This window comes from Streptomyces sp. NPDC002884, from assembly GCF_040295245.1.
Classification (GTDB): domain Bacteria; phylum Actinomycetota; class Actinomycetes; order Streptomycetales; family Streptomycetaceae; genus Streptomyces.
Window position 1 is genome coordinate 197,100 of the sequence record NZ_JBEOVB010000013.1, and the last position, 17,372, is coordinate 214,471.

At 71.3% G+C, this 17,372-nt stretch carries 14 protein-coding genes; 3 read left to right on the plus strand and 11 right to left on the minus strand.

Annotation, left to right across the window (positions count from 1 at the left end; all coding sequences use genetic code 11):
- The first annotated feature begins 26 nt into the window (after window positions 1–26).
- Both mhpA and ABT070_RS25635 read left to right on the plus strand, forming a co-directional pair.
- Complete coding sequence (mhpA, locus tag ABT070_RS25630; protein WP_351764201.1) at window positions 27–1,733, plus strand: bifunctional 3-(3-hydroxy-phenyl)propionate/3-hydroxycinnamic acid hydroxylase MhpA; 1,707 nt, start codon at window positions 27–29, stop codon at window positions 1,731–1,733.
- Window positions 1,730–3,727 (plus strand): acetoacetate--CoA ligase, encoded by a 1,998-nt coding sequence (locus ABT070_RS25635; protein ID WP_351764202.1) that lies wholly within the window; start codon window positions 1,730–1,732, stop codon window positions 3,725–3,727. Before mhpA ends, ABT070_RS25635 begins: the two co-directional genes overlap by 4 nt.
- 46 nt (window positions 3,728–3,773) lie before the next feature.
- Here the strand turns inward: ABT070_RS25635 and ABT070_RS25640 are convergent, their stop codons facing one another.
- The 3 genes from ABT070_RS25640 to ABT070_RS25650 all read right to left on the minus strand — a co-directional run bounded on the left by ABT070_RS25640 (window position 3,774) and on the right by ABT070_RS25650 (window position 6,264).
- On the minus strand, window positions 3,774–5,072 hold the full coding sequence (locus ABT070_RS25640) for an NtaA/DmoA family FMN-dependent monooxygenase (RefSeq protein ID WP_351764203.1): 1,299 nt from the start codon (window positions 5,070–5,072) through the stop codon (window positions 3,774–3,776).
- A gap of 266 nt (window positions 5,073–5,338) precedes the next feature.
- Window positions 5,339–5,446, minus strand: a complete 108-nt coding sequence (locus ABT070_RS25645; protein WP_351764204.1) for a putative leader peptide — start codon at window positions 5,444–5,446, stop codon at window positions 5,339–5,341.
- A 152-nt stretch (window positions 5,447–5,598) separates the two neighbouring features.
- Window positions 5,599–6,264, minus strand: coding sequence for a cutinase family protein (locus ABT070_RS25650; protein ID WP_351764205.1), 666 nt, complete (start codon window positions 6,262–6,264; stop codon window positions 5,599–5,601).
- Window positions 6,265–6,595: 331 nt separating this feature from the next.
- Here ABT070_RS25650 and ABT070_RS25655 point away from each other — a divergent pair, with 331 nt between their 5' ends.
- Entirely contained in the window at window positions 6,596–8,119 is a 1,524-nt protein-coding gene (locus ABT070_RS25655) for a LuxR C-terminal-related transcriptional regulator (RefSeq protein WP_351764206.1), read from the plus strand.
- Between the two features lie 66 nt (window positions 8,120–8,185).
- Here the strand turns inward: ABT070_RS25655 and ABT070_RS25660 are convergent, their stop codons facing one another.
- The 8 genes from ABT070_RS25660 to ABT070_RS25695 form a co-directional block, all read right to left on the minus strand.
- Window positions 8,186–9,583 (minus strand): dihydrolipoamide acetyltransferase family protein, encoded by a 1,398-nt coding sequence (locus ABT070_RS25660; RefSeq protein ID WP_351764207.1) that lies wholly within the window; start codon window positions 9,581–9,583, stop codon window positions 8,186–8,188.
- Window positions 9,584–9,653: 70 nt separating this feature from the next.
- Window positions 9,654–10,625, minus strand: coding sequence for an alpha-ketoacid dehydrogenase subunit beta (locus tag ABT070_RS25665; protein ID WP_351764208.1), 972 nt, complete (start codon window positions 10,623–10,625; stop codon window positions 9,654–9,656).
- Window positions 10,622–11,776, minus strand: coding sequence for a thiamine pyrophosphate-dependent dehydrogenase E1 component subunit alpha (locus ABT070_RS25670; RefSeq protein WP_351764209.1), 1,155 nt, complete (start codon window positions 11,774–11,776; stop codon window positions 10,622–10,624). The genes ABT070_RS25665 and ABT070_RS25670 overlap by 4 nt, the downstream gene beginning before the upstream one ends.
- Window positions 11,777–11,868: 92 nt before the next feature.
- Entirely contained in the window at window positions 11,869–12,831 is a 963-nt protein-coding gene (locus tag ABT070_RS25675) for an oligopeptide/dipeptide ABC transporter ATP-binding protein (protein ID WP_351764210.1), read from the minus strand.
- A complete protein-coding gene (locus tag ABT070_RS25680; protein ID WP_351764211.1) occupies window positions 12,828–13,811 on the minus strand; it encodes an ABC transporter ATP-binding protein in 984 nt (327 codons plus the stop codon). The genes ABT070_RS25675 and ABT070_RS25680 overlap by 4 nt, the downstream gene beginning before the upstream one ends.
- Complete coding sequence (locus ABT070_RS25685) at window positions 13,808–14,689, minus strand: ABC transporter permease (RefSeq protein WP_351764212.1); 882 nt, start codon at window positions 14,687–14,689, stop codon at window positions 13,808–13,810. Before ABT070_RS25685 ends, ABT070_RS25680 begins: the two co-directional genes overlap by 4 nt.
- Complete coding sequence (locus ABT070_RS25690; RefSeq protein ID WP_351764213.1) at window positions 14,686–15,624, minus strand: ABC transporter permease; 939 nt, start codon at window positions 15,622–15,624, stop codon at window positions 14,686–14,688. Before ABT070_RS25690 ends, ABT070_RS25685 begins: the two co-directional genes overlap by 4 nt.
- A gap of 46 nt (window positions 15,625–15,670) precedes the next feature.
- Window positions 15,671–17,224, minus strand: coding sequence for an ABC transporter substrate-binding protein (locus tag ABT070_RS25695; protein WP_351764214.1), 1,554 nt, complete (start codon window positions 17,222–17,224; stop codon window positions 15,671–15,673).
- Window positions 17,225–17,372: the final 148 nt, after the last annotated feature.

Sequence of the window (17,372 nt, forward strand, 5' to 3'; positions counted from 1 at the left end):
GACCTGAGACCCGAAGTGAGCCGCACATGACCGCAGACCAGGCCGCCGGACCACGGGACACCACACCCCGGCCGGGACACGTACCCGTGGTGATCGTCGGTGCCGGGCCCGTGGGCGTGACCGCCGCCCTCCTGCTGGCCCGCAGAGGCGTACGGACCGTCGTCCTCGAACGCCACCACGACGTCTACCCCCTGCCCCGCGCCGTCGCCGCCGACGACGAGGTGCGCCGCATCCTCCAGGCCGCGGGCGTCCAGGAGGAGTTCGCCGCGATCGCCCGCCCCGCGCGCGGGCTGCGGCTGCTGGACGCCCGGCACCGGGTGATGGCCGAGTTCCCGCGCTCCGCGCAGGGCGCCCACGGCTTCCCGCAGACCAGCATGTTCGACCAGCCCGAACTGGAAAGGCTGCTGCGCGCAGCCCTCGCCCGCACGCCGGAGTGCGCACTGCTCGGCGGAGTGGAGGTCGTCGGCGTCGACCAGGACGGCGAGGGGCCGGACAGCTACGGTCCGGACGGCGTGGGTCCAGGCGGCGTGGGTCCAGGCGGCGTGGGTCCAGGCGGCGACGGCACGGTCCGCGTGACCTATCGCGACGACGCGGGCGAACACGTGCTGCGGGCGGACGCCGTCCTCGGCTGCGACGGCGCGGGCAGCCTCACCCGCGACGCCGTCGGCGCGGCCTGGGAGGACCTGCGCTTCGAGGAACGCTGGACCGTCGTCGACGTGCGCACCAGCCTCCCGGTCCGCTGCTGGGAGGGCGTCGACCAGATCTGTGACCCCCGGCGGCCGGCGACGTTCATGCGCGTCGGCGAGGACCGTTACCGCTGGGAGTTCCGGCTGCGGGACGACTGCGCACTCGATCACGAGCGGCTGCGCGAACTCGTCGCCCCGTGGGTGGACCTCACGCCCGGAGCCGACTTCACGGTGCTGCGGCAGACGCGCTACACCTTCCGGGCACGTATCGCCGACCGCTGGCGCCGGGGCCGGGTATTCCTCCTCGGCGACGCCGCGCACCTCACCCCGCCGTTCATCGGACAGGGACTCTGCGCGGGCCTGCGCGACGCCCACAACCTGTCCTGGAAGCTGGCCCGTGTCCTGCGACAGGGCGCGGACGAACGGCTGTTGGAGACGTACGAGAGTGAACGCAGACCGCACGCCCGCCACATGATCCGGCTCGCGGTCGCGATGGGCTGGGCCATGACCGGCGGTCAGGACGGCGCCGCCGCCGTCCGCCGCGGCGTCCTGAGCGCGGCGGTGCGGATCCCCGGCCTGTCCACCGCGGCCGCCCGTGACCTCGGTCCGGTACTCGCCCCGGGGCCACTCGTGCGCCGGCACGCCCGTCGGCGCGGCCGCGCTCTCGTGGGCGGCTTCTGCCCGCAGCCGTGGGTGACCGTCGACGGCCGGCGCATCCGCCTCGACGACCTGCTCGGCGACTCGTTCGCCCTGCTGACCGCCGTACCGCCGACGCCTTCGCTGCGGGCCGTCGCGGACGCCCTCGGCGCCCGGACCGCCGCGGTGGCCGGACTCGGCGACGACGGCCGTCTCGCCGCCTGGCTGCGCGCGGGAAGGGCGGACGCCGTACTGCTGCGTCCCGACCGTGTCGTCATGGACGTCGTTCCGTCCGGCACCGCCGCCCTCACGGGTACGGCCGACTGGGCGTCGCTGCTGCACACCACCCGAAGCCCCCTGCCTTCCCGACGGTCGGTCGGGGAGAGCCTGTCGAGGAGCACCACACGATGAACACGCCGTACCCGGACCCCTTCTTCACGCCCGATCCGCAGGCCGTCGCCGGCAGCCGCGTCGTGGACTTCGCGCACTGGGCCGCCCGGCACCGGGGGGTGGCCGTGGACGCGGACTACGCCGCCCTGCACCTCTGGTCGGTCACCGACCTGGAGGGCTTCTGGAGCGCGGTGTGGGAGTACTTCGACGTCGACGCGGACACCCCGTACCGGCGGGTGCTGGAGGACGAGCGGATGCCCGGCGCCGACTGGTTCCCCGGCGCCACCCTCAACTACGCCCACCACGCGCTGCGCAACCTCGCGGACGACGACGCGGCGATCGTCGCGCTCGACGAGACCGGCTCCGGGTACGAGGTGACCGGGCAGCGGCTGCGCGCCCAGGTCGCCTCCGTCGCCGCCACCCTGCGCGACCTGGGCGTCGGCAAGGGCGACCGGGTCGTCGGGTATCTGCCCAACACCCCGCACGCGATCATCGCGTTCCTCGCCGCCGCGAGTCTGGGCGCGGTGTGGTCGGTGTGCGGGCAGGACTACGCGGCCAGGGCGGCGGCCGACCGCTTCGCCCAGCTCGAACCCACCGTCCTGATCACCGCGGACGGCTACCTCTTCAACGGCGTCACCCATGACCGCCGCGACGCCGCCCTCGAACTCGCCGCCTCGCTGCCGACGTTGAAGGCCACCCTGCTGGTCGGCCATGTCGGCCTGCCCCGGTCGTCGCACACCTACCCGTCGTCGGTGATCCCGTGGGAGGACGCCGCCGCCCGCACGGAGCAACTGGCCTGCACCGCGGTGCCGTTCGACCATCCCCTGTGGGTCGTCTTCTCGTCCGGCACCACCGGCCTGCCCAAGGGCATCGTCCACGGGCACGGCGGGGTCCTGCTCGAACACCTCAAGACCCTCGGACTGCACTGCGACCTCGGCCCCGGCGACCGTGTCCTGTGGTACACCACCACCCACTGGATGATGTGGAACCTCATCGCCTCCGCGCTGCTGACCGGCGCCACCACCTGCACGTACGACGGCAGCCCCGCCCCGTTCACCCGCCCCGACGTCCTGTGGGAGCTGGCGGCCCGCCATCGCGTCACCGTCTTCGGCACCAGTCCCCAGTACCTGCTGGGCATGGCCAAGTTCGGCATCGAGCCGTCCGTGCACGACCTGTCGTCGATCCGCGTCGTCGGCTGCACCGGCTCCGCCCTGCCGGCCTCCGCCTACCCGTGGGTCCGCGACCACGTCGGAGGTCACGTCCTGCTCGCCTCCATCAGCGGCGGCACCGACATCGTCTCCGGGTTCGCCGGCAGCGCGCCCAACACGCCGGTCTGGGCCGGTGAACTGTCCGCCCCGCACCTGGGCGTGGCGCTCGTCGCGTACGACCCCGAGGGCATTCCGGTCGTGGACCGGGTCGGCGAACTGGTCGTCACCCGGCCCCTGCCGTCGATGCCGCTGTCCTTCTGGAACGACCCCGACGGCAGCCGCTACCGCGACGCCTACTTCTCCTCCTACCCCGGTGTGTGGCGTCACGGCGACTGGATCACGGTCACGAGCCACGGGTCGGTGATCGTGCACGGCCGCTCGGACTCCACCCTCAACCGCAACGGCGTCCGGCTGGGCAGCGCCGACATCCACGACGTCGTCGAGCGGTTGCCCGAGATCACCGAGGCCCTCGTCATCGGCGCCGAGGAGCCCGACGGCGGCTACTGGATGCCGCTGTTCGTCGTCCTCGCGGCCGGTGCGGAACTGGACGACGCCCTCCGTGACCGCATCCGCGGGGCCATCCGCACCGGCGTCTCGCCCCGGCACGTCCCCGACGAGATCCTCGAAGTCCCGGCCGTCCCGCACACCCGCACCGGCAAGAAGCTCGAGGTCCCGGTGAAACGCCTCCTCCAGGGCGCACCCGCCGAACAGGTCGTCAACCCCGCGGCGGTGGACGCCCCCGAGCTCATCGACCACTTCGTCCGGCTCGGCGCCGACCGCCGCGGCCGCCGGAGCGCCGGGGCCTGAGACCGGGGCCAGGGCGCGGCCCGGATCCGCACGCCCGCCGCGCCGGTCAGCCTCGGCGGGCCGGCAGTTCGAGGCCCAGGTTCTCCCGCAGCGTCGTACCGGTGTAGTCGGCGGCGACGATCTTCCGCCTGCGCAGTTCGTGGAGCAGGCCGTTGACGACGAAGTCGTGCTGCCGCGGGTCGGCGAGACCGCTCAGGGAGATCACGTCCAGCACGCCCGCCCGGAACCGTTCCTCCACCGCGTCGGCCAGTTGTCCGGGAGTTCCCGCGGCGGCCCAGTGCCCCGTGTCCTGGGCCTCGACGATGAGCTCGCGCAGCGTGTAGCCCCGTCGGACGTAACCGGCGAAGATGTCGACCCGGCCGCGGCGGCGGTTCACCGAGGCGATCTCCGGCAGCACGCTCAGCGGCAGCGGTGCGTCGAGGGGCAGGTCCGCCAGGTCGACGCCGCCGCCGAGCATGTCGGCGACCTGGTGGCGGCCGCGCTCGAAGTCGATCGCCTCACGCCGCTCGCGAACGAGCCGCCGCGCCTCTTCCTCGGTCGCGCCGAACGTGGCGTGGAACGAACTGAAGATCAGCGGCAGCCCGTCGGCGCGGCCGAACTCCTCGGCCTGGCCTCGGATCTTCCGCGTGAAGTCGAGCGCATGGTCGAGAGTCGGCAGCGAGGTGAAGACGATCTCCGCGAATCGAGCGCCGAGTGTCCTGCCCGCTTCGGACTGCCCGGCCTGGATCTGAACCGGCCGCCGCTGCGGCAGCGGCGGGATGTTGAGCGGGCCTGCCACGTCGAAGAACCGGCCGGAGTGGTGGATCGGGTGCACCCTGTCGCGATGCAGCACCGCCCTTCCGTCCGCGCCGACGGTCAGGGCGTCGGGCTGCCAGCTGTCCCACAGCGCGTTGACCACCTCGAGCGTCTCCGCGGCGCGCGCGTAGCGCTCCTCGGGGCTGGGGAGGTCAGCCAGCCCGAAGTTCTCCTCACCGATGGAGGAGGTCACCAGGTTCCAGGCCGCCCTCCCCTTGCTCACATGGTCGAGCGTGCCGAACAACCGGGCCAGATTGAACGGGTGGTTGAACGTCGTCGAGACCGTCGCGATCAGGCCGATCCGCGACGTCACCTGGCTCAGCGCCGACACGAAGACCAGGGGCTCCTGCGATCCGATCGAGCCCTGGGCGTCGAAGCGCAGCAGATCGGCGGTGAACAGGGCGTCGATCCGCGCCGCCTCGGCGAGCTTCGCCACCCGCACGGCCGTGTCCAGCGTGGACCGGGCCGGATCGACCGCCAGGTCGTAGGTCTCCGACGTACCGCCGGCTCCGGTCACGGTTTTCAGCGTCCTGGGCTGCTTCACGCTCACGACTCGTCCATTTCTCACCGGCGTCGGTGTCATCTCGGGGCGACGGAGTTCCACGGATGCGGGCCCGCACCCGGGGACGGTTCTCCGGTGGCGGGCGGACACCCGGACATGGCTCTTGGGAAGGGCGGACACCCGGCTGCGGGCGGTGGTCCTGACACGGTGCTCCGAAGGCGGGTGCGGATCCGCGGATCCACACCGGCGCGGTCACTCGTGGTCGGGCACGACACACACGCACGGGCCCGCCGGCGGGAAGCCGGAAGGGCCGGTCAGCGACAGAGCGCGGCGTGGGTGCGGCACAGGTCGACGTGCCGACGCTTCGTCCAAGCGGGAGTCGACACCGCGGTTCGGACCGGCCGGACGGGCACTGTCCGCACCGTGGCTCCCTTCGGTCCTGACCGGACACCGACCGGTCAGCGTGCCCATGGTCTCCCGTCGTCCCCCGCTTCTGCAAGGCCGCCCGTTCGCCGGCCCTCGTCGACCGGGCACCCGCGACCACGCCCCGACGTGGTCGCGGTCGCGCCGTGGCTCAGTTGCCGGCGATCCTCCCCGCGGCGAACCGGGCCCCCTCCTGGACACTGCCGTTGAGGTGGTAGGTGAGGTGTGCGGCGCTGTTGCGTCCGTTGCCGCACACCGGGTCGCCGGTGTTGCAGAACTCCTTGGCCTTGGGGCCGTACAGATCGCTGGACGAGGCGATGGTCCGGCCCGACAGCCGCAGGGGGTTGCCGAAGACGACGACCGCCTTGACCCGGGCGGCGAGGTCCACCGGGACGGTACGGCCGGTGCCCAGTCCCGTACGGATGCCCAGGGCGATGTCGGTGACGCTGCCGCCCTGGGAGTAGCCGCCCAGGACGAAGGAGGTGCCGGGGCAGTTCGCGGCGGTGGACCTGACGCGGTCCGTCATGTCGGTGGCGCCGGGTCCGGCACTCGACTGCGAGAAGTTCGCCGCGTAGTCGACGGCGTACGAGGACACCGACTTGCCCGGCAGCGCGCTCTTGATGTTCCTCACGAGGGGGGTTCCCACGATGCCGAGCCCCGGGGCCTCACCGGTGCCACGGGCGAAGACGACCTCGACGTCGGAGCACGGGGCCGCGGACGCCAGGGAGGGCAGCAGGGTGAGACCGGCCGCGCCGAGCGCGGCGACGCCGACGAGGGACACGAGGGTGACACGACGTCGTGAGGCATGACGGGACATGGGGGTACCTCTTTCTCGAGCGGTGGTACGCGAGCGGTGGTACGAGCACTCGGGACGGGATCCGTCCGGCGAGCGCAACAGCACCGTAGGAAGCGCCGCTCTCCGCACGTATCGGTGGAATCACCGGTCGGCCACCGGTGCGCCCCTGTTGGACGAGCAGTCAGCAATGCACCGGAACCGGACTCGTGCGTGCCCGCCGCTCGCTACCATCGGCACAGCGAGGCCACAGAGAATGGTGGTGCAGGTGGGGCAAGAGGCAACTGGAACGGGTCCCGGCCGACCGGGCCCTCCCCCTGCGCGGGGCGACGAACTCCCGCCCGAGCACGAGCAGATGACGTTCGGCGTCCGTCTGCTGCGCGACGGTCCGGTCGCCGACGCCCACAACCTCCTGCTCCTCGCCTCCGGGACCCTGCGGACGACCGACGTGGTCCGGTCGCGCGAGGCGGCCGTCCACGCCTCCCTGGCGGCCTGGTCGGGAGGCGACCGCGACGGCTACCTGAGAGCGCTGGACGCGCTGTGCGCGCCCGCCGGTCCCTCCGACGGGGCACCGCCCGCAACGGACAGCAGCGACAGCAGCGACAGCAGCGACAGCAGCGACAGCAGCGACAGCAGCGACAGCAGCGACAGCCATGATCCGGTCGCTGCCTTCTGGCGGGCCTACCGTGACGGTATGCACGGCGTCCTGCACGGAGACTTCGAACGTGCCAACGCGCTGCTCCGCCCCGTACTGAACCTGCTGGGGGCGCAGCAGGAGGCATCGAGGCTCCTGTCCGCGGGCACGATCGCGCTCATGCTGGGTGACCTCGCGGCGGCCCGCACGGTCCTCGGTCGCGCGCTGGCCGCCGCCCGCTCCGACGCGACGCCGACGCTGCTTCCGCGCATCCTCGAGCACCTCGCCTACGCCGAACTGCGCGAGGGCAGGTACCACCAGGCCCGCGTGCACGCGAAGGCCGGTCTGGAGGCCGCCGGTGACCACGGCCAACGCAATGTGACGGCCGGCCTGTCCGCCGTCCTCGCGCTGGCCGCCTCCATCGCGGGCGACCCGGCCGCGGTCGCCGCCCACGCGCAGTCGGCTCTGCACACCGCCCACGCCCACGGGCTCAGCCAGACGAGAACGCTCGCCGAATGGGCGCGGGCCCGCGCGGACCTCGGCCATGGCAACGCCGAGCACACCGCCGCGCGACTCGCCCCGCTCGTCCACGGGGGTCCCCGGCAGGGCCATTTCGGTCTGTGGATGATGGCGGTCCCCTGCTACGTCGGGGCCACGGTGCTCGCCGGCCACGACGTCGACGTGGAACACCTGATCGACCAGTACGCGGTGTGGGCGTCGCTGGGCGCGGACCCGCAGGCGCCGGCAGTGGTGCTGCGCTGCCGAGCCCTGGTGGCGGACGACGAGCACAGCGAAGCCCTGTTCGTCGCGGCCCTGGCGGAACACGAGAAGGTCGACAGCCCCTACGAGCACGCCCGGACCCACCTCGCGTACGGGATGTGGCTGCGGCGCCGACGCCGCCCCGTGGAGGCCCGATCCCAACTGCGGAGTGCCGTCATGGGGTTCGACCAGTGCGGCGCCGACGTGTGGACCGCGCATGCCGACGCCGAACTGAGGGCGGCCGGGGAGACGTCCACCGCCGCGCCCACCGCCATCTCCTCCCCCGGCTCCGAGCCCGGGCCGCTGCCACTGCTCACCCCGCAGCAGCAGCGCATCGCCCACTCGGTGGCCCAGGGCGCCACCAACCGCGAGGTGGCACGTCAGCTGTCGATCAGCACCCGCACCGTCGAGTACCACCTGCGCAACATCTTCACCCAGCTCGGAGTGCGCTCCCGGGTGGCTCTCGCCCGCCGCCTCGGGCCCTGACGAACGGGAGCCGTGGCACCCGGCGGACCGTGGGCCCCGGGCCGCCGAGGGGTCGGACCCGGCGGATCACAGCATGGCGAGACCCGGTTCCCGCAACACGTCCGCCGTGTCGGCGAGCAGGCGCGAGCCCTGCTGACCGTCGGCGAGCCGATGGTCGAAGGAGAGGGCCAGCTGAGTCGTCCAGCGCGGCTCGACGCGTTCGCCCGCCTGGTCCTGGACCACCCACGGGGTGCGTCGCACGGCGCCCACGGCGAGGATGGCGGCCTCCCCCGGGTTGAGGATGGGCGTACCGGTGTCCACACCGAAGACGCCGACGTTGGTGAGCGTGACGGTGCCACCGGTCAGGGCACGCGGCTCGGTACGCCCCTCACGCGCGGTCGTCGCCAACCGACCGATGGCATGCGCGAGTTCGGGCAGGGTGAGCAGATCGGCGTCCTTGATGTTGGGCACCACCAGCCCCCGGTCGGTCGCGGCGGCTATGCCGAGGTTGACGTAGTGCTTGAGCACGATCTCCTGGCGCGCCTCGTCCCAGTGGGAGTTCAGTTCCGGCGTTCTGCGCAGGGCCAGCAGAAGCGCCTTCGCCACGAAGAGCATCGGGGAGATCCGTGTCCCGGCGAACTCACGGCGGCCCGCGACCATTTCGCGCAGTCTCATCGTCTCGCTGATGTCCACCGTGACGAACTCGGTGACGTGCGGTGCCGTGAACGCCGACGCCACCATGGCGGTGGCCATGTGCTTTCGGACTCCGCGGATCGGAAGCCGCGTCTCGCCGCGCGAGTTGACCTCGGCACTCGGCGCGTGGACGCCGACGGCAGGCTCGGTCGCCGGCAGGGCGGCACGGTGAACGTCCTCCCGACTGACCGTTCCGTGCGGTCCGGTCGGCACGACCGCCGCCAGGTCGACACCGAGGTCCTTGGCCAGCTTGCGCACCGGCGGCTTGGCGGACGGGCGTGCCGGGGGCGTCACGGCAACGCCGACAGCGGTGGCGGCCCGCGGGTTCGGCGCCTCGGCCGCGGGCCCGGTGGCCGCCGGGGGACGAGCGGCGCGCCGACGGGCCGCGCCCGCGGCGCGTGGGCCGTAGCCGACGAGGAGCGCGGTGGGTCCCGCCTCCGGGCCGGCCAGGTCCTGTGGAGCGCGCCCCGATCCGGGTGGTGCGGCGGGCGGCTCCTGTCCTGCCGCGGAGGAGGCCGGTCCCCCCGGCGCGGCACTCTCGTCGGACGCGTCGACGACGATCGTGATCAGCGGAGCGCCGACCGGCAGCGTGTCGCCTTCGGCGGCGTGCAGTACGGACACGACTCCCGCGTAGGGGGAGGGCAGTTCGACGGCGGCCTTGGCGGTCTCGATCTCGACGATGATCTGATTGACCTCGACGGTGTCCCCGGGGGCCACGGTCCAGTGCAGAATGTCAGCCTCTGCGAGCCCCTCCCCGACATCGGGCAGGCGGAAGTCCTTGGCGGTCGGCATGGCGGTCGCACCTTTCAGGGGTGGTGGGCGCTGGTCGTTTCAGGTCGGTGGCCGATGCGCTCCGCGCCGCTCAGTGGGCGAGGCTGCGGTCCACCGCCGCCAACATGCGGTCCACCCCCGGCAGCCACTCCTCCTCGAGCCGGCTCGGCGGGTACGGCGTGTCGTACCCGGTCACCCGCAGGACGGGAGCCTCCAGCGCGTAGAACGCCTCTTCCTGCACCCGGGCGGCGATCTCGGCGCCGATGCCGTGCGTACGTGAGGCTTCGTGGGCGACGACGAGACGTCCCGTACGGAGCACGGACGCTATGACGGTGCCGGTGTCCAGCGGTGCGAGGCTTCTCAGATCGACGACCTCGACACTGTTCCCTTCCTCCTCCGCGACGCGGGCCGTCTCCAGCGCCGGCGCGACCAGGGGGCCGTAGGCGACCAGGGTGACGTCCGAACCGCTGCGGACGGTGCGTGCCTGGTGCAGACCGAGGGACGGTGCGCCGGTCACGTCTCCTTTGCTCCAGTACCGGCGTTTGGGCTCCAGGAAGATCACCGGGTCGTCACTGGAAATGGCCTGGCCGATCATGGTGAAGGCGTCGTCCGGGGTCGCGCAGGTGACGACCTTGAGCCCAGGGGTGTGCGCGAAGTAGGCCTCCGGGGACTCCGAGTGATGCTCGATGGACCCGATGCCGCCGCCGTAGGGGATCCGGATCACGACCGGCATGGCGATCCGGCCGCCGGAGCGGTGACGGTATTTCGCGAGCTGGCTGATGATCTGGTTGACGGCCGGGTAGACGAACCCGTCGAACTGGATCTCGCACACCGGGCGGTATCCCCGCATGGCCAGTCCGACGGCCGCGCCGACGATCCCGGCCTCACCCAGTGGGGTGTCCACGACCCGCTCGGTGCCGAAGTCGGCGCGGAGTCCGTCGGTGACACGGAAGACCCCGCCGAGCCGACCGATGTCCTCGCCGAGAAGCAGCACCGCCGGATCGTTCGAGAGCGCGTGGCGGAGCCCGTCATTGATCGCTTTGGCGAGCGTCGTGGTGGTCATCTGGGGTCTCCACTCGGATCGGGCATCTCCTCCAACGAGGCGAGGAACGAACGGTGTTCAGCCAACTGACGTTGCAGGTCAGGGGTCATTTCGGCGTAGGTGTGCTCGAACGGGAGGGACACGTCGGGATCGGGCAGCGCGCGGCACCGGGAGCGCAGCCCCTCCGCGAGGGCCTGCGCCTCGGCCTCGATCCCGTCGAAGAAGGCACTCTCCGCTGCGCCGGTCGTGGTCAGGTGCGCGTACAGGCGGGCGATGGGGTCCTTGGCCTCCCACTCCTTCTCCTCGGCTGCGTCCCGGTAGCGGGAGGCGTCGTCCGCGGTGGTGTGGGCGTTGCGGCGGTAGGTGAAGGCCTCGATCAACGTCGGGCCGCCGCCGGTGCGCGCCGTGTCGAGTGCCTCGCGGGTGGCGGCGAGACAGGCCAGGACGTCGTTGCCGTCGACACGGACGCCGGGGAGTCCGAATCCCGCGGCGCGTTGGGCGACGGGCACGGTGCTCTGCACGCTGTACGGCGCCGAGATCGCCCATTGGTTGTTCTGGCAGAAGAAGACGACGGGAAGGGACTGGGTCGCCGCCCAGATGAACGCCTCGTTGGTCTCGCCCTCGCTCAAGGCGCCGTCACCGAGGAAGACCAGGACGGCGGGAGGGTCGCCGGCCGGGCCCTCGGCCGTGCTCCGGCGGTCACGCGCGGCGTCGCGGACGATTCCCATCGCGTATCCGACAGCGTGCAGCGTCTGGGCGCCGATCACCAGGGTGTACAGGTTGAAGTTGGTCTCCCGGGGGTCCCAACCCCCCAAGGTGGTCCCCCGGAAGAGGCCGAAGAGGGACGCCGGGTCCAGTCCGCGGCACCAGGCCACGCCGTGCTCCCGGTAGGTGGGAAAGGCCATGTCGGAGGGCAGCAGCGCACGCGCGGCACCGACTTGGGCGGCCTCCTGCCCGAAGAGCGAGGGCCACAGCCCCAGTTCGCCCTGCCGCTGCAGGGCGATGGCCTCGGTGTCGAGGCGGCGGGCCATCACCATGTCCCGGTACAGGGCACGCAGGTCGGCGCTCCGGAGGTCGAACGGCAGCCGGGCATCGCCGACGACTTCGCCCTGCGGAGTCAGCAGCTGGATCGGATCATGCCGGGCCCTCGTCTTCGAGGATGTGCGGGGCAATTCGGGCTCCTTATGGGTCACCACTCGTACGGCGGATTCGGCGGGGTCACGGGCGCAGGGCGCCCTGCGCCCGCTCGGCCGGCCCCCGCGTACTAGTGGTCCGAGGCGTGAATGCAGGCAGTGCGGTGCGCCCCGTTGCCGACGTAGGGGGGCGGGGCCGCCGAGCAGACGGCCTCGGCTTCCGGGCATCTGGGCTGGAACGGACAGCCGGTGATGACGTCCAGGGCTCCGGAGGGTTCGCCCTCCAGCGCCGGCGCGTGCGGTTCGCCGGCACCTCGTCGCCGAAGGTCGGGAGCGGCCCGCAGCAACGCCCTGGTGTACGGATGCTGGGGTGCCGCGAACACGGCCTCGGCCGGTCCCTCCTCGACCAGCCTGCCCGCGTACATCACCGCGACCCGGTCGCACAGGGTGCGGATGATGCCCAGGTCGTGGGAGATGAACACGATGGTCAGGCCGAGGTCCGCGCGCAGGTCGGCGAGGAGGTTGACGACGGTGGCCTGGGCGGACACGTCCAGCGCCGATACCGCCTCGTCGGCGACCAGTACGTCGGGCTGGACGGCGAGGGCGCGTGCGATGGCGACGCGCTGGCGCTGTCCCCCGGACAGTTCGCGTGGTCGTGCGTCCAGGACGGGCCGGGGCAGGTTGACCATGTCCATGAGCGAGTTCAGGGCGGAGGTCATCCCTGCCTCGGGGGCGAGGTCGTGGCAGTCGATGAGTTCGGTGAGCACGGACCGGACCCGGCGGCGGGGGTTGAGCGAGGCGACCGGGTCCTGGAAGACCATCTGGACGCGGCGGCGCAGGTCCTTGGAGCGGTGGAGGCCGATGTCCTGGCCTTCGTAGCGCACCTGTCCGGCTGTCGGTGCCGTCAGTCCGACGAGTACGCACGCCAGTGTCGACTTGCCGCACCCGGATTCGCCGACCACGCCCAGGCACTGGCCTCGTTCGACGGTGAGGCTGACCCCGTCGACGGCCCGCAGTGTCGCGGGCGTCGCGGACCGCCGGGTCTTCACGTCGAAGTGGACCTTGATGTCGTCCAGTTCGATGAGGGCGCTCATACCGGCTCTCCAACGTTCAGGTCGGCCTGCCGCAGGCACGCCGTGGCCCGGTGCGAGCCGATGTCCAGCAGCGGCGGGTCCGCCTGACGGCAGGCGTCCACGGCGAGGGGACAGCGGGGGGCGAAGCGACAGCCGGAGGGAAGCCGCCCCGCGGTGGGCGGAGCTCCGCCGATGGCCGTCAACCGGACCGGCGGCCCGTGGAGTTGGGGCATCGACTCGATCAGGGCTCGGGTGTAGGGGTGGCGGGGGCTGTCGACCAGAGCACGCGTGGGCCCCTGCTCGATGATGCGGCCGGCGTACATCACGGCGGTGCGGTCGGCGATGCGCGAGATGACCGAGAGGTCGTGACTGACGAAGATCAGGGCCAGGCCCCGTTCGATCCGCAGGCGTTCCACGAGGGTCAGGATCTGGTCCTGGACCGTGGTGTCCAGGGCGGTCGTCGGTTCGTCGCACAGGAGGAGCCTGGGTTCCACCGACAGCGCCATCGCGATCATCACTCGCTGGCGGAGCCCTCCGGAGAGCTGGTGCGGCCATGCCCGGGCCCGTTGCTCCGGGTGCGGCACACCGACTTCGGCCAGCAGCCGCAGTGCCAGGTCGGCCGCGGCCCGGCGGGACATACCCCGCGCCCGGGGGCCGGCGGCGACCAGGTCGGCGATGCGCATGGTCGGGTTCAGCGAGCTCATCGGCTCCTGGAAGATCATCGACACGCCGTGCCCGCGAAGTTCGCGCGGGTCGACCGGCCGCAGTCCCTCCTTCTCCCCCTGGAACCGCACGGTGCCGCGCGTCCGGTGCAGGGCGGGCGGCAGAAGGCCCAGTACGGAGCGCAGGGTGAGGCTCTTGCCGGATCCGGACTCGCCGACGATGCCGAGGCATTCACCGGCGTCGACGTGCAGGGACACGTCGTCCACCAGGGTGACCCCGCCCTGTCCCGCGGCGATCGACAGGTTCGCGATCTCGATCACGGGTTCGGTGCCGGTCATGACTTGATCCGATCGTCCAGGCCGTCCCCGATCAGGGCGAGGCCCATTCCGATGAGGGCGATCGCGGCTCCCGGCGCGGCGATCAGCCACCAGTTGGTCTGGATGACGTTGCGGCCGGACTGGATCATCGCTCCCCATTCCGGGGTGGTGAGGGGAATGCCGACGCCCAGGAAGGACAGCGTCGAGATCGCCACGACGGCCAGCCCGACATCGACGAAGAAGTACACGACGGTCTGGCCGATCGAGTTCGGCACGATGTGCCAGGTGATCACTCGCCACCGGGGCAGGCCCCCCAGCCGCGCGGCCCGGACGTAGTCCATGGAGCGCACCCTGCGTACCTCGCTGCGCAGCAGACGTGCGTAGACGACCCAGGAGATGACGGTGAATCCGATGATGAGCGGCAACTCGCCGGGGCCGAGGAACAGGAATCCGGTGCCGGGACCGAGGAGGCCGACCAGGGCGATGAAGAAGATGAACAGCGGCAGCGAGACGACGATGTCCGAGGTGCGCATGATGGCCGTGTCCAGCCAACTGCTGCCGAGGCCTGCGGCGATGCCGATCAGGCTGCCGAGGATCGCCGGGATGAGCGAACCGAGCAGCGCCACGCGCAGGTCGACCCGGATCGCGTAGACCAGCCGGGTCCATTCGTCGCGGCCGAGCTGATCGGTGCCGAGGAGATGGGCCTGTGAGGGTGGGGCGAGCCGGTTCAGCAGGTCCTGGTCGGCCGGGTGTCCGCTGGTGATCAGCGGTGCGAAGACCGCCGCCAGGACGAACAGCCCGACGATGACCGCCCCCACGGCCATCTTGCCGTCGCCGCGCCGACGGCGGGGCTTGCGGGTGTGCGGTGCTTCCACCTCGGTCTTGACCGTGTCAGTCATGTGCCGACCGTCCTCGGATCGAGCAGCGAGACGACGGTCTCGCCGAGGATGTTGGCCAGTACGACTCCGGTGGCGAAGAGCAGTGTGATGCCCTGGACCGTGTAGACGTCCCGTTTGGCGGACGCTTCGACCAGGGCGCTGCCCAGTCCGGAGATGTTGAAGGTGGCTTCAAGGATGACGACTCCGAAGAAGAGGTAGCCGACGTTCAGTGCGAGCAGCGTGAGGACCGGGCCGAGGGCGTTGCGCAGCACGTGCCGGACGACCAGGGTGCTGCCCCCCACTCCGAGCGAGCGGGCGACGGCGATGTACTCGGAGTCGAGAACGTCGATCAGGCTCGATCTCAGGCTGCGCACGAGGACGGGGGTGAGGATGATCGCTCCGGTGACGGAGGGCAGTACCAGGGACCGGAGGAGGTCGCCCGGGCTCGACCCCAGTTCCGCGACCGGGAACCAGCCGGTGGGGATGGCCACCAGCCTGATCAGCAGGAATCCGACCCAGAACGCCGGCAGGAACAGGGCCAGCAGAACGCCCAGCCTGATGACATGGTCGACGGACCGGTCCCTGAACCAGGCGGCGGTCCATGCCAGCACGAGTGCCGCCGGCACGGCGAGCATCAGTGTGCCGAGCAGGAGCCACAGCGTGTCGCCGATCCGCTGGCCGATGATGCCGCTGACGCTCTGGCCGTCGATCGAGGTCCCGAAGTCGCCGTGCAGCACCCGGGAGATGTAGGCCAGGTACTGCTGCGGCAGACTGCGGTCCAGTCCCAGTTCGTGACGCAGTGCGCTCACCGCTTCGGGCGAGGCTCGTGGTCCCAGGCGCAGTCTGGCGGCGTCGCCCGGCGCGACCTGGGTCAGCACGAACACCACGAGCGTGACTGCGAGCAGCACAAGAAGCAACTGGAGCAGTCGGCCGAGCAGGACTCTCGTCGCTACCACGAAACTCCCCTCCTTTCCTTTGACTTGACGGTGCCGGACACGATCGTCAGCTCTTGATGCTCAGTTCGTCCGCGCAGTACGCCTGGTAGGGCGCGGCGACGAATCCCTGCACCCGGTCGGCGACCGCGTCGAGCGCGTTGGGCACCGCCAGGGGAATCACCGCGTAGCTTTCGTTCGCGGCGGCCTCGAAGGCCTGCACCGCGGTCTTCACCGCGGCCGGGGTGCTCGCGGCGTGGACGGCGGCCAGCGCCTTGTCGGCCGGCCCGGGGTCGGACTGGGAGAACACGACACCCGTCGCTCCGAGGAAGCCCAGCGGGTCGATGGGGGTGGGCGCGAGGGCGCTGTAGGTGAGCAGTCCGAGCTGGAAGTCGCTCTTGCTGAGCTTGTCGATGAGGGAGCTGGTCGGCTGCGGATTGACGGAGATCTTGACGCCCGCCTCGGCCAGCATGGGGACGAGGGCCTGTGCGGCGAGCTTTCCGGGGCCGGAGTCGCTGGACACGATCAGTTCGATGTTCTGGCCCTTGTAGTCGGACGCCTCGACCAGGTCCTTCGCCGCCGCCAGATCCGTGGTGGACCAGGTACAGGTGGGGCACTTGGAGACGCCTGGCACCTGCTGCGGCAGGAGGGACGTCGCCTCGGTCGCCTCGCCGACGTAGCCGCCGGCGACGAGCTTCTTGTAGTCGACGGCCAGGGCGATCGCCTTCCTGAGGCGGCCGTCCTTGAGGGGGCCCGACTTCGTGTTCATGGTGAGGACGCTGACCCCGGACGAGGGTGCGCCGACGATGCTGTCCTCGGGATACTGGGCTGCCGCTTCGAGCTCCACACCGTTGACGATGTCCACGGCCCCGCTCTGGAACTGGAGGAGTTGCTGGCCCCCGTCCGCGACCTGCTTGTACTCCATGCCGTCGAGGTAGGGCAGGCCGGGCCGGTAGTAGTGCGGGTTGCGGGTGAGGGTGATGGACCGTCCCACGGCCTCCTTGCTGATCATGAACGGTCCGGCGCCCACCGGCTTGTTCCAGTAGGCGTCCGCCGTCCTGCCGCCGTACTTGTCGGGGAAGACCGCGGCGTTGGCGGTCGACAGGACGGCGGGCAGCGTCTCGTCCGCCTGGGACAACTGGAAGACGACGGTCGTCGGGGTGGGCGTCTGCACGGACTTGATGGAGGAGAAGTAGCTGCCGTACAGCTCCCCGGCACTCCACAGCCCTTCGGAGAACTTGACGTCCGCGGAGGTGACGGGCTTGCCGTCGCTGAACTTCGCGGCCGGGTTCAGGGTGAACGTCAGGGTCTTGGCCGCGAGGTCCGCCTTGTACGACGAGGCCAGCGCCGGCAGCAGCTGCTTGCCGTCCGGGGTGGAGCGCAGCAGCGACGCGTACACCTGTGGGAACACTCTGTAGCTCTGGGTCGCCAGGGCTTTCTGCGGGTTCCAGGTGTCGATGGCGCTGCCGAGCGACATCGTGAGCGTTCCGCCGCGCTTGGCGGGAGCGGTGGCGGACTTGGACGGGGAGGACGCCGAACTGCTGGAGCTGCACCCGCTCAGGAGGAGTGCGGCGGCCGTGAGCGCTGCACCACACGCCGTGGACCGGGTTGCTGACTTACGCATAACTTTCCTCGCAGTTTCGTAAGTTATCTACCAACCGACACGCTCAATCTACGACGGGTCGGGTCGCCCGTCTAGACGTAAGGGTGAAAAGGGGTGTGTTCACTCCGGCCGCCTCGGCGTGAAGCACCACGTCCGCGCAGGTCAGCAC

What these genes read in the sequence shown, in the direction of transcription:
- mhpA (WP_351764201.1), top strand. Translation starts at nt 27, where the DNA reads ATGACCGCAGACCAGGCCGCCGGACCACGGGACACCACACCCCGGCCG.
- ABT070_RS25635 (WP_351764202.1), top strand. Translation starts at nt 1,730, where the DNA reads ATGAACACGCCGTACCCGGACCCCTTCTTCACGCCCGATCCGCAGGCC.
- ABT070_RS25650 (WP_351764205.1), bottom strand. Translation starts at nt 6,264, where the DNA reads ATGTCCCGTCATGCCTCACGACGTCGTGTCACCCTCGTGTCCCTCGTC.
- ABT070_RS25655 (WP_351764206.1), top strand. Translation starts at nt 6,596, where the DNA reads ATGACGTTCGGCGTCCGTCTGCTGCGCGACGGTCCGGTCGCCGACGCC.
- ABT070_RS25660 (WP_351764207.1), bottom strand. Translation starts at nt 9,583, where the DNA reads ATGCCGACCGCCAAGGACTTCCGCCTGCCCGATGTCGGGGAGGGGCTC.
- ABT070_RS25665 (WP_351764208.1), bottom strand. Translation starts at nt 10,625, where the DNA reads ATGACCACCACGACGCTCGCCAAAGCGATCAATGACGGGCTCCGCCAC.
- ABT070_RS25675 (WP_351764210.1), bottom strand. Translation starts at nt 12,831, where the DNA reads ATGAGCGCCCTCATCGAACTGGACGACATCAAGGTCCACTTCGACGTG.
- ABT070_RS25680 (WP_351764211.1), bottom strand. Translation starts at nt 13,811, where the DNA reads ATGACCGGCACCGAACCCGTGATCGAGATCGCGAACCTGTCGATCGCC.
- ABT070_RS25685 (WP_351764212.1), bottom strand. Translation starts at nt 14,689, where the DNA reads ATGACTGACACGGTCAAGACCGAGGTGGAAGCACCGCACACCCGCAAG.
- ABT070_RS25695 (WP_351764214.1), bottom strand. Translation starts at nt 17,224, where the DNA reads ATGCGTAAGTCAGCAACCCGGTCCACGGCGTGTGGTGCAGCGCTCACG.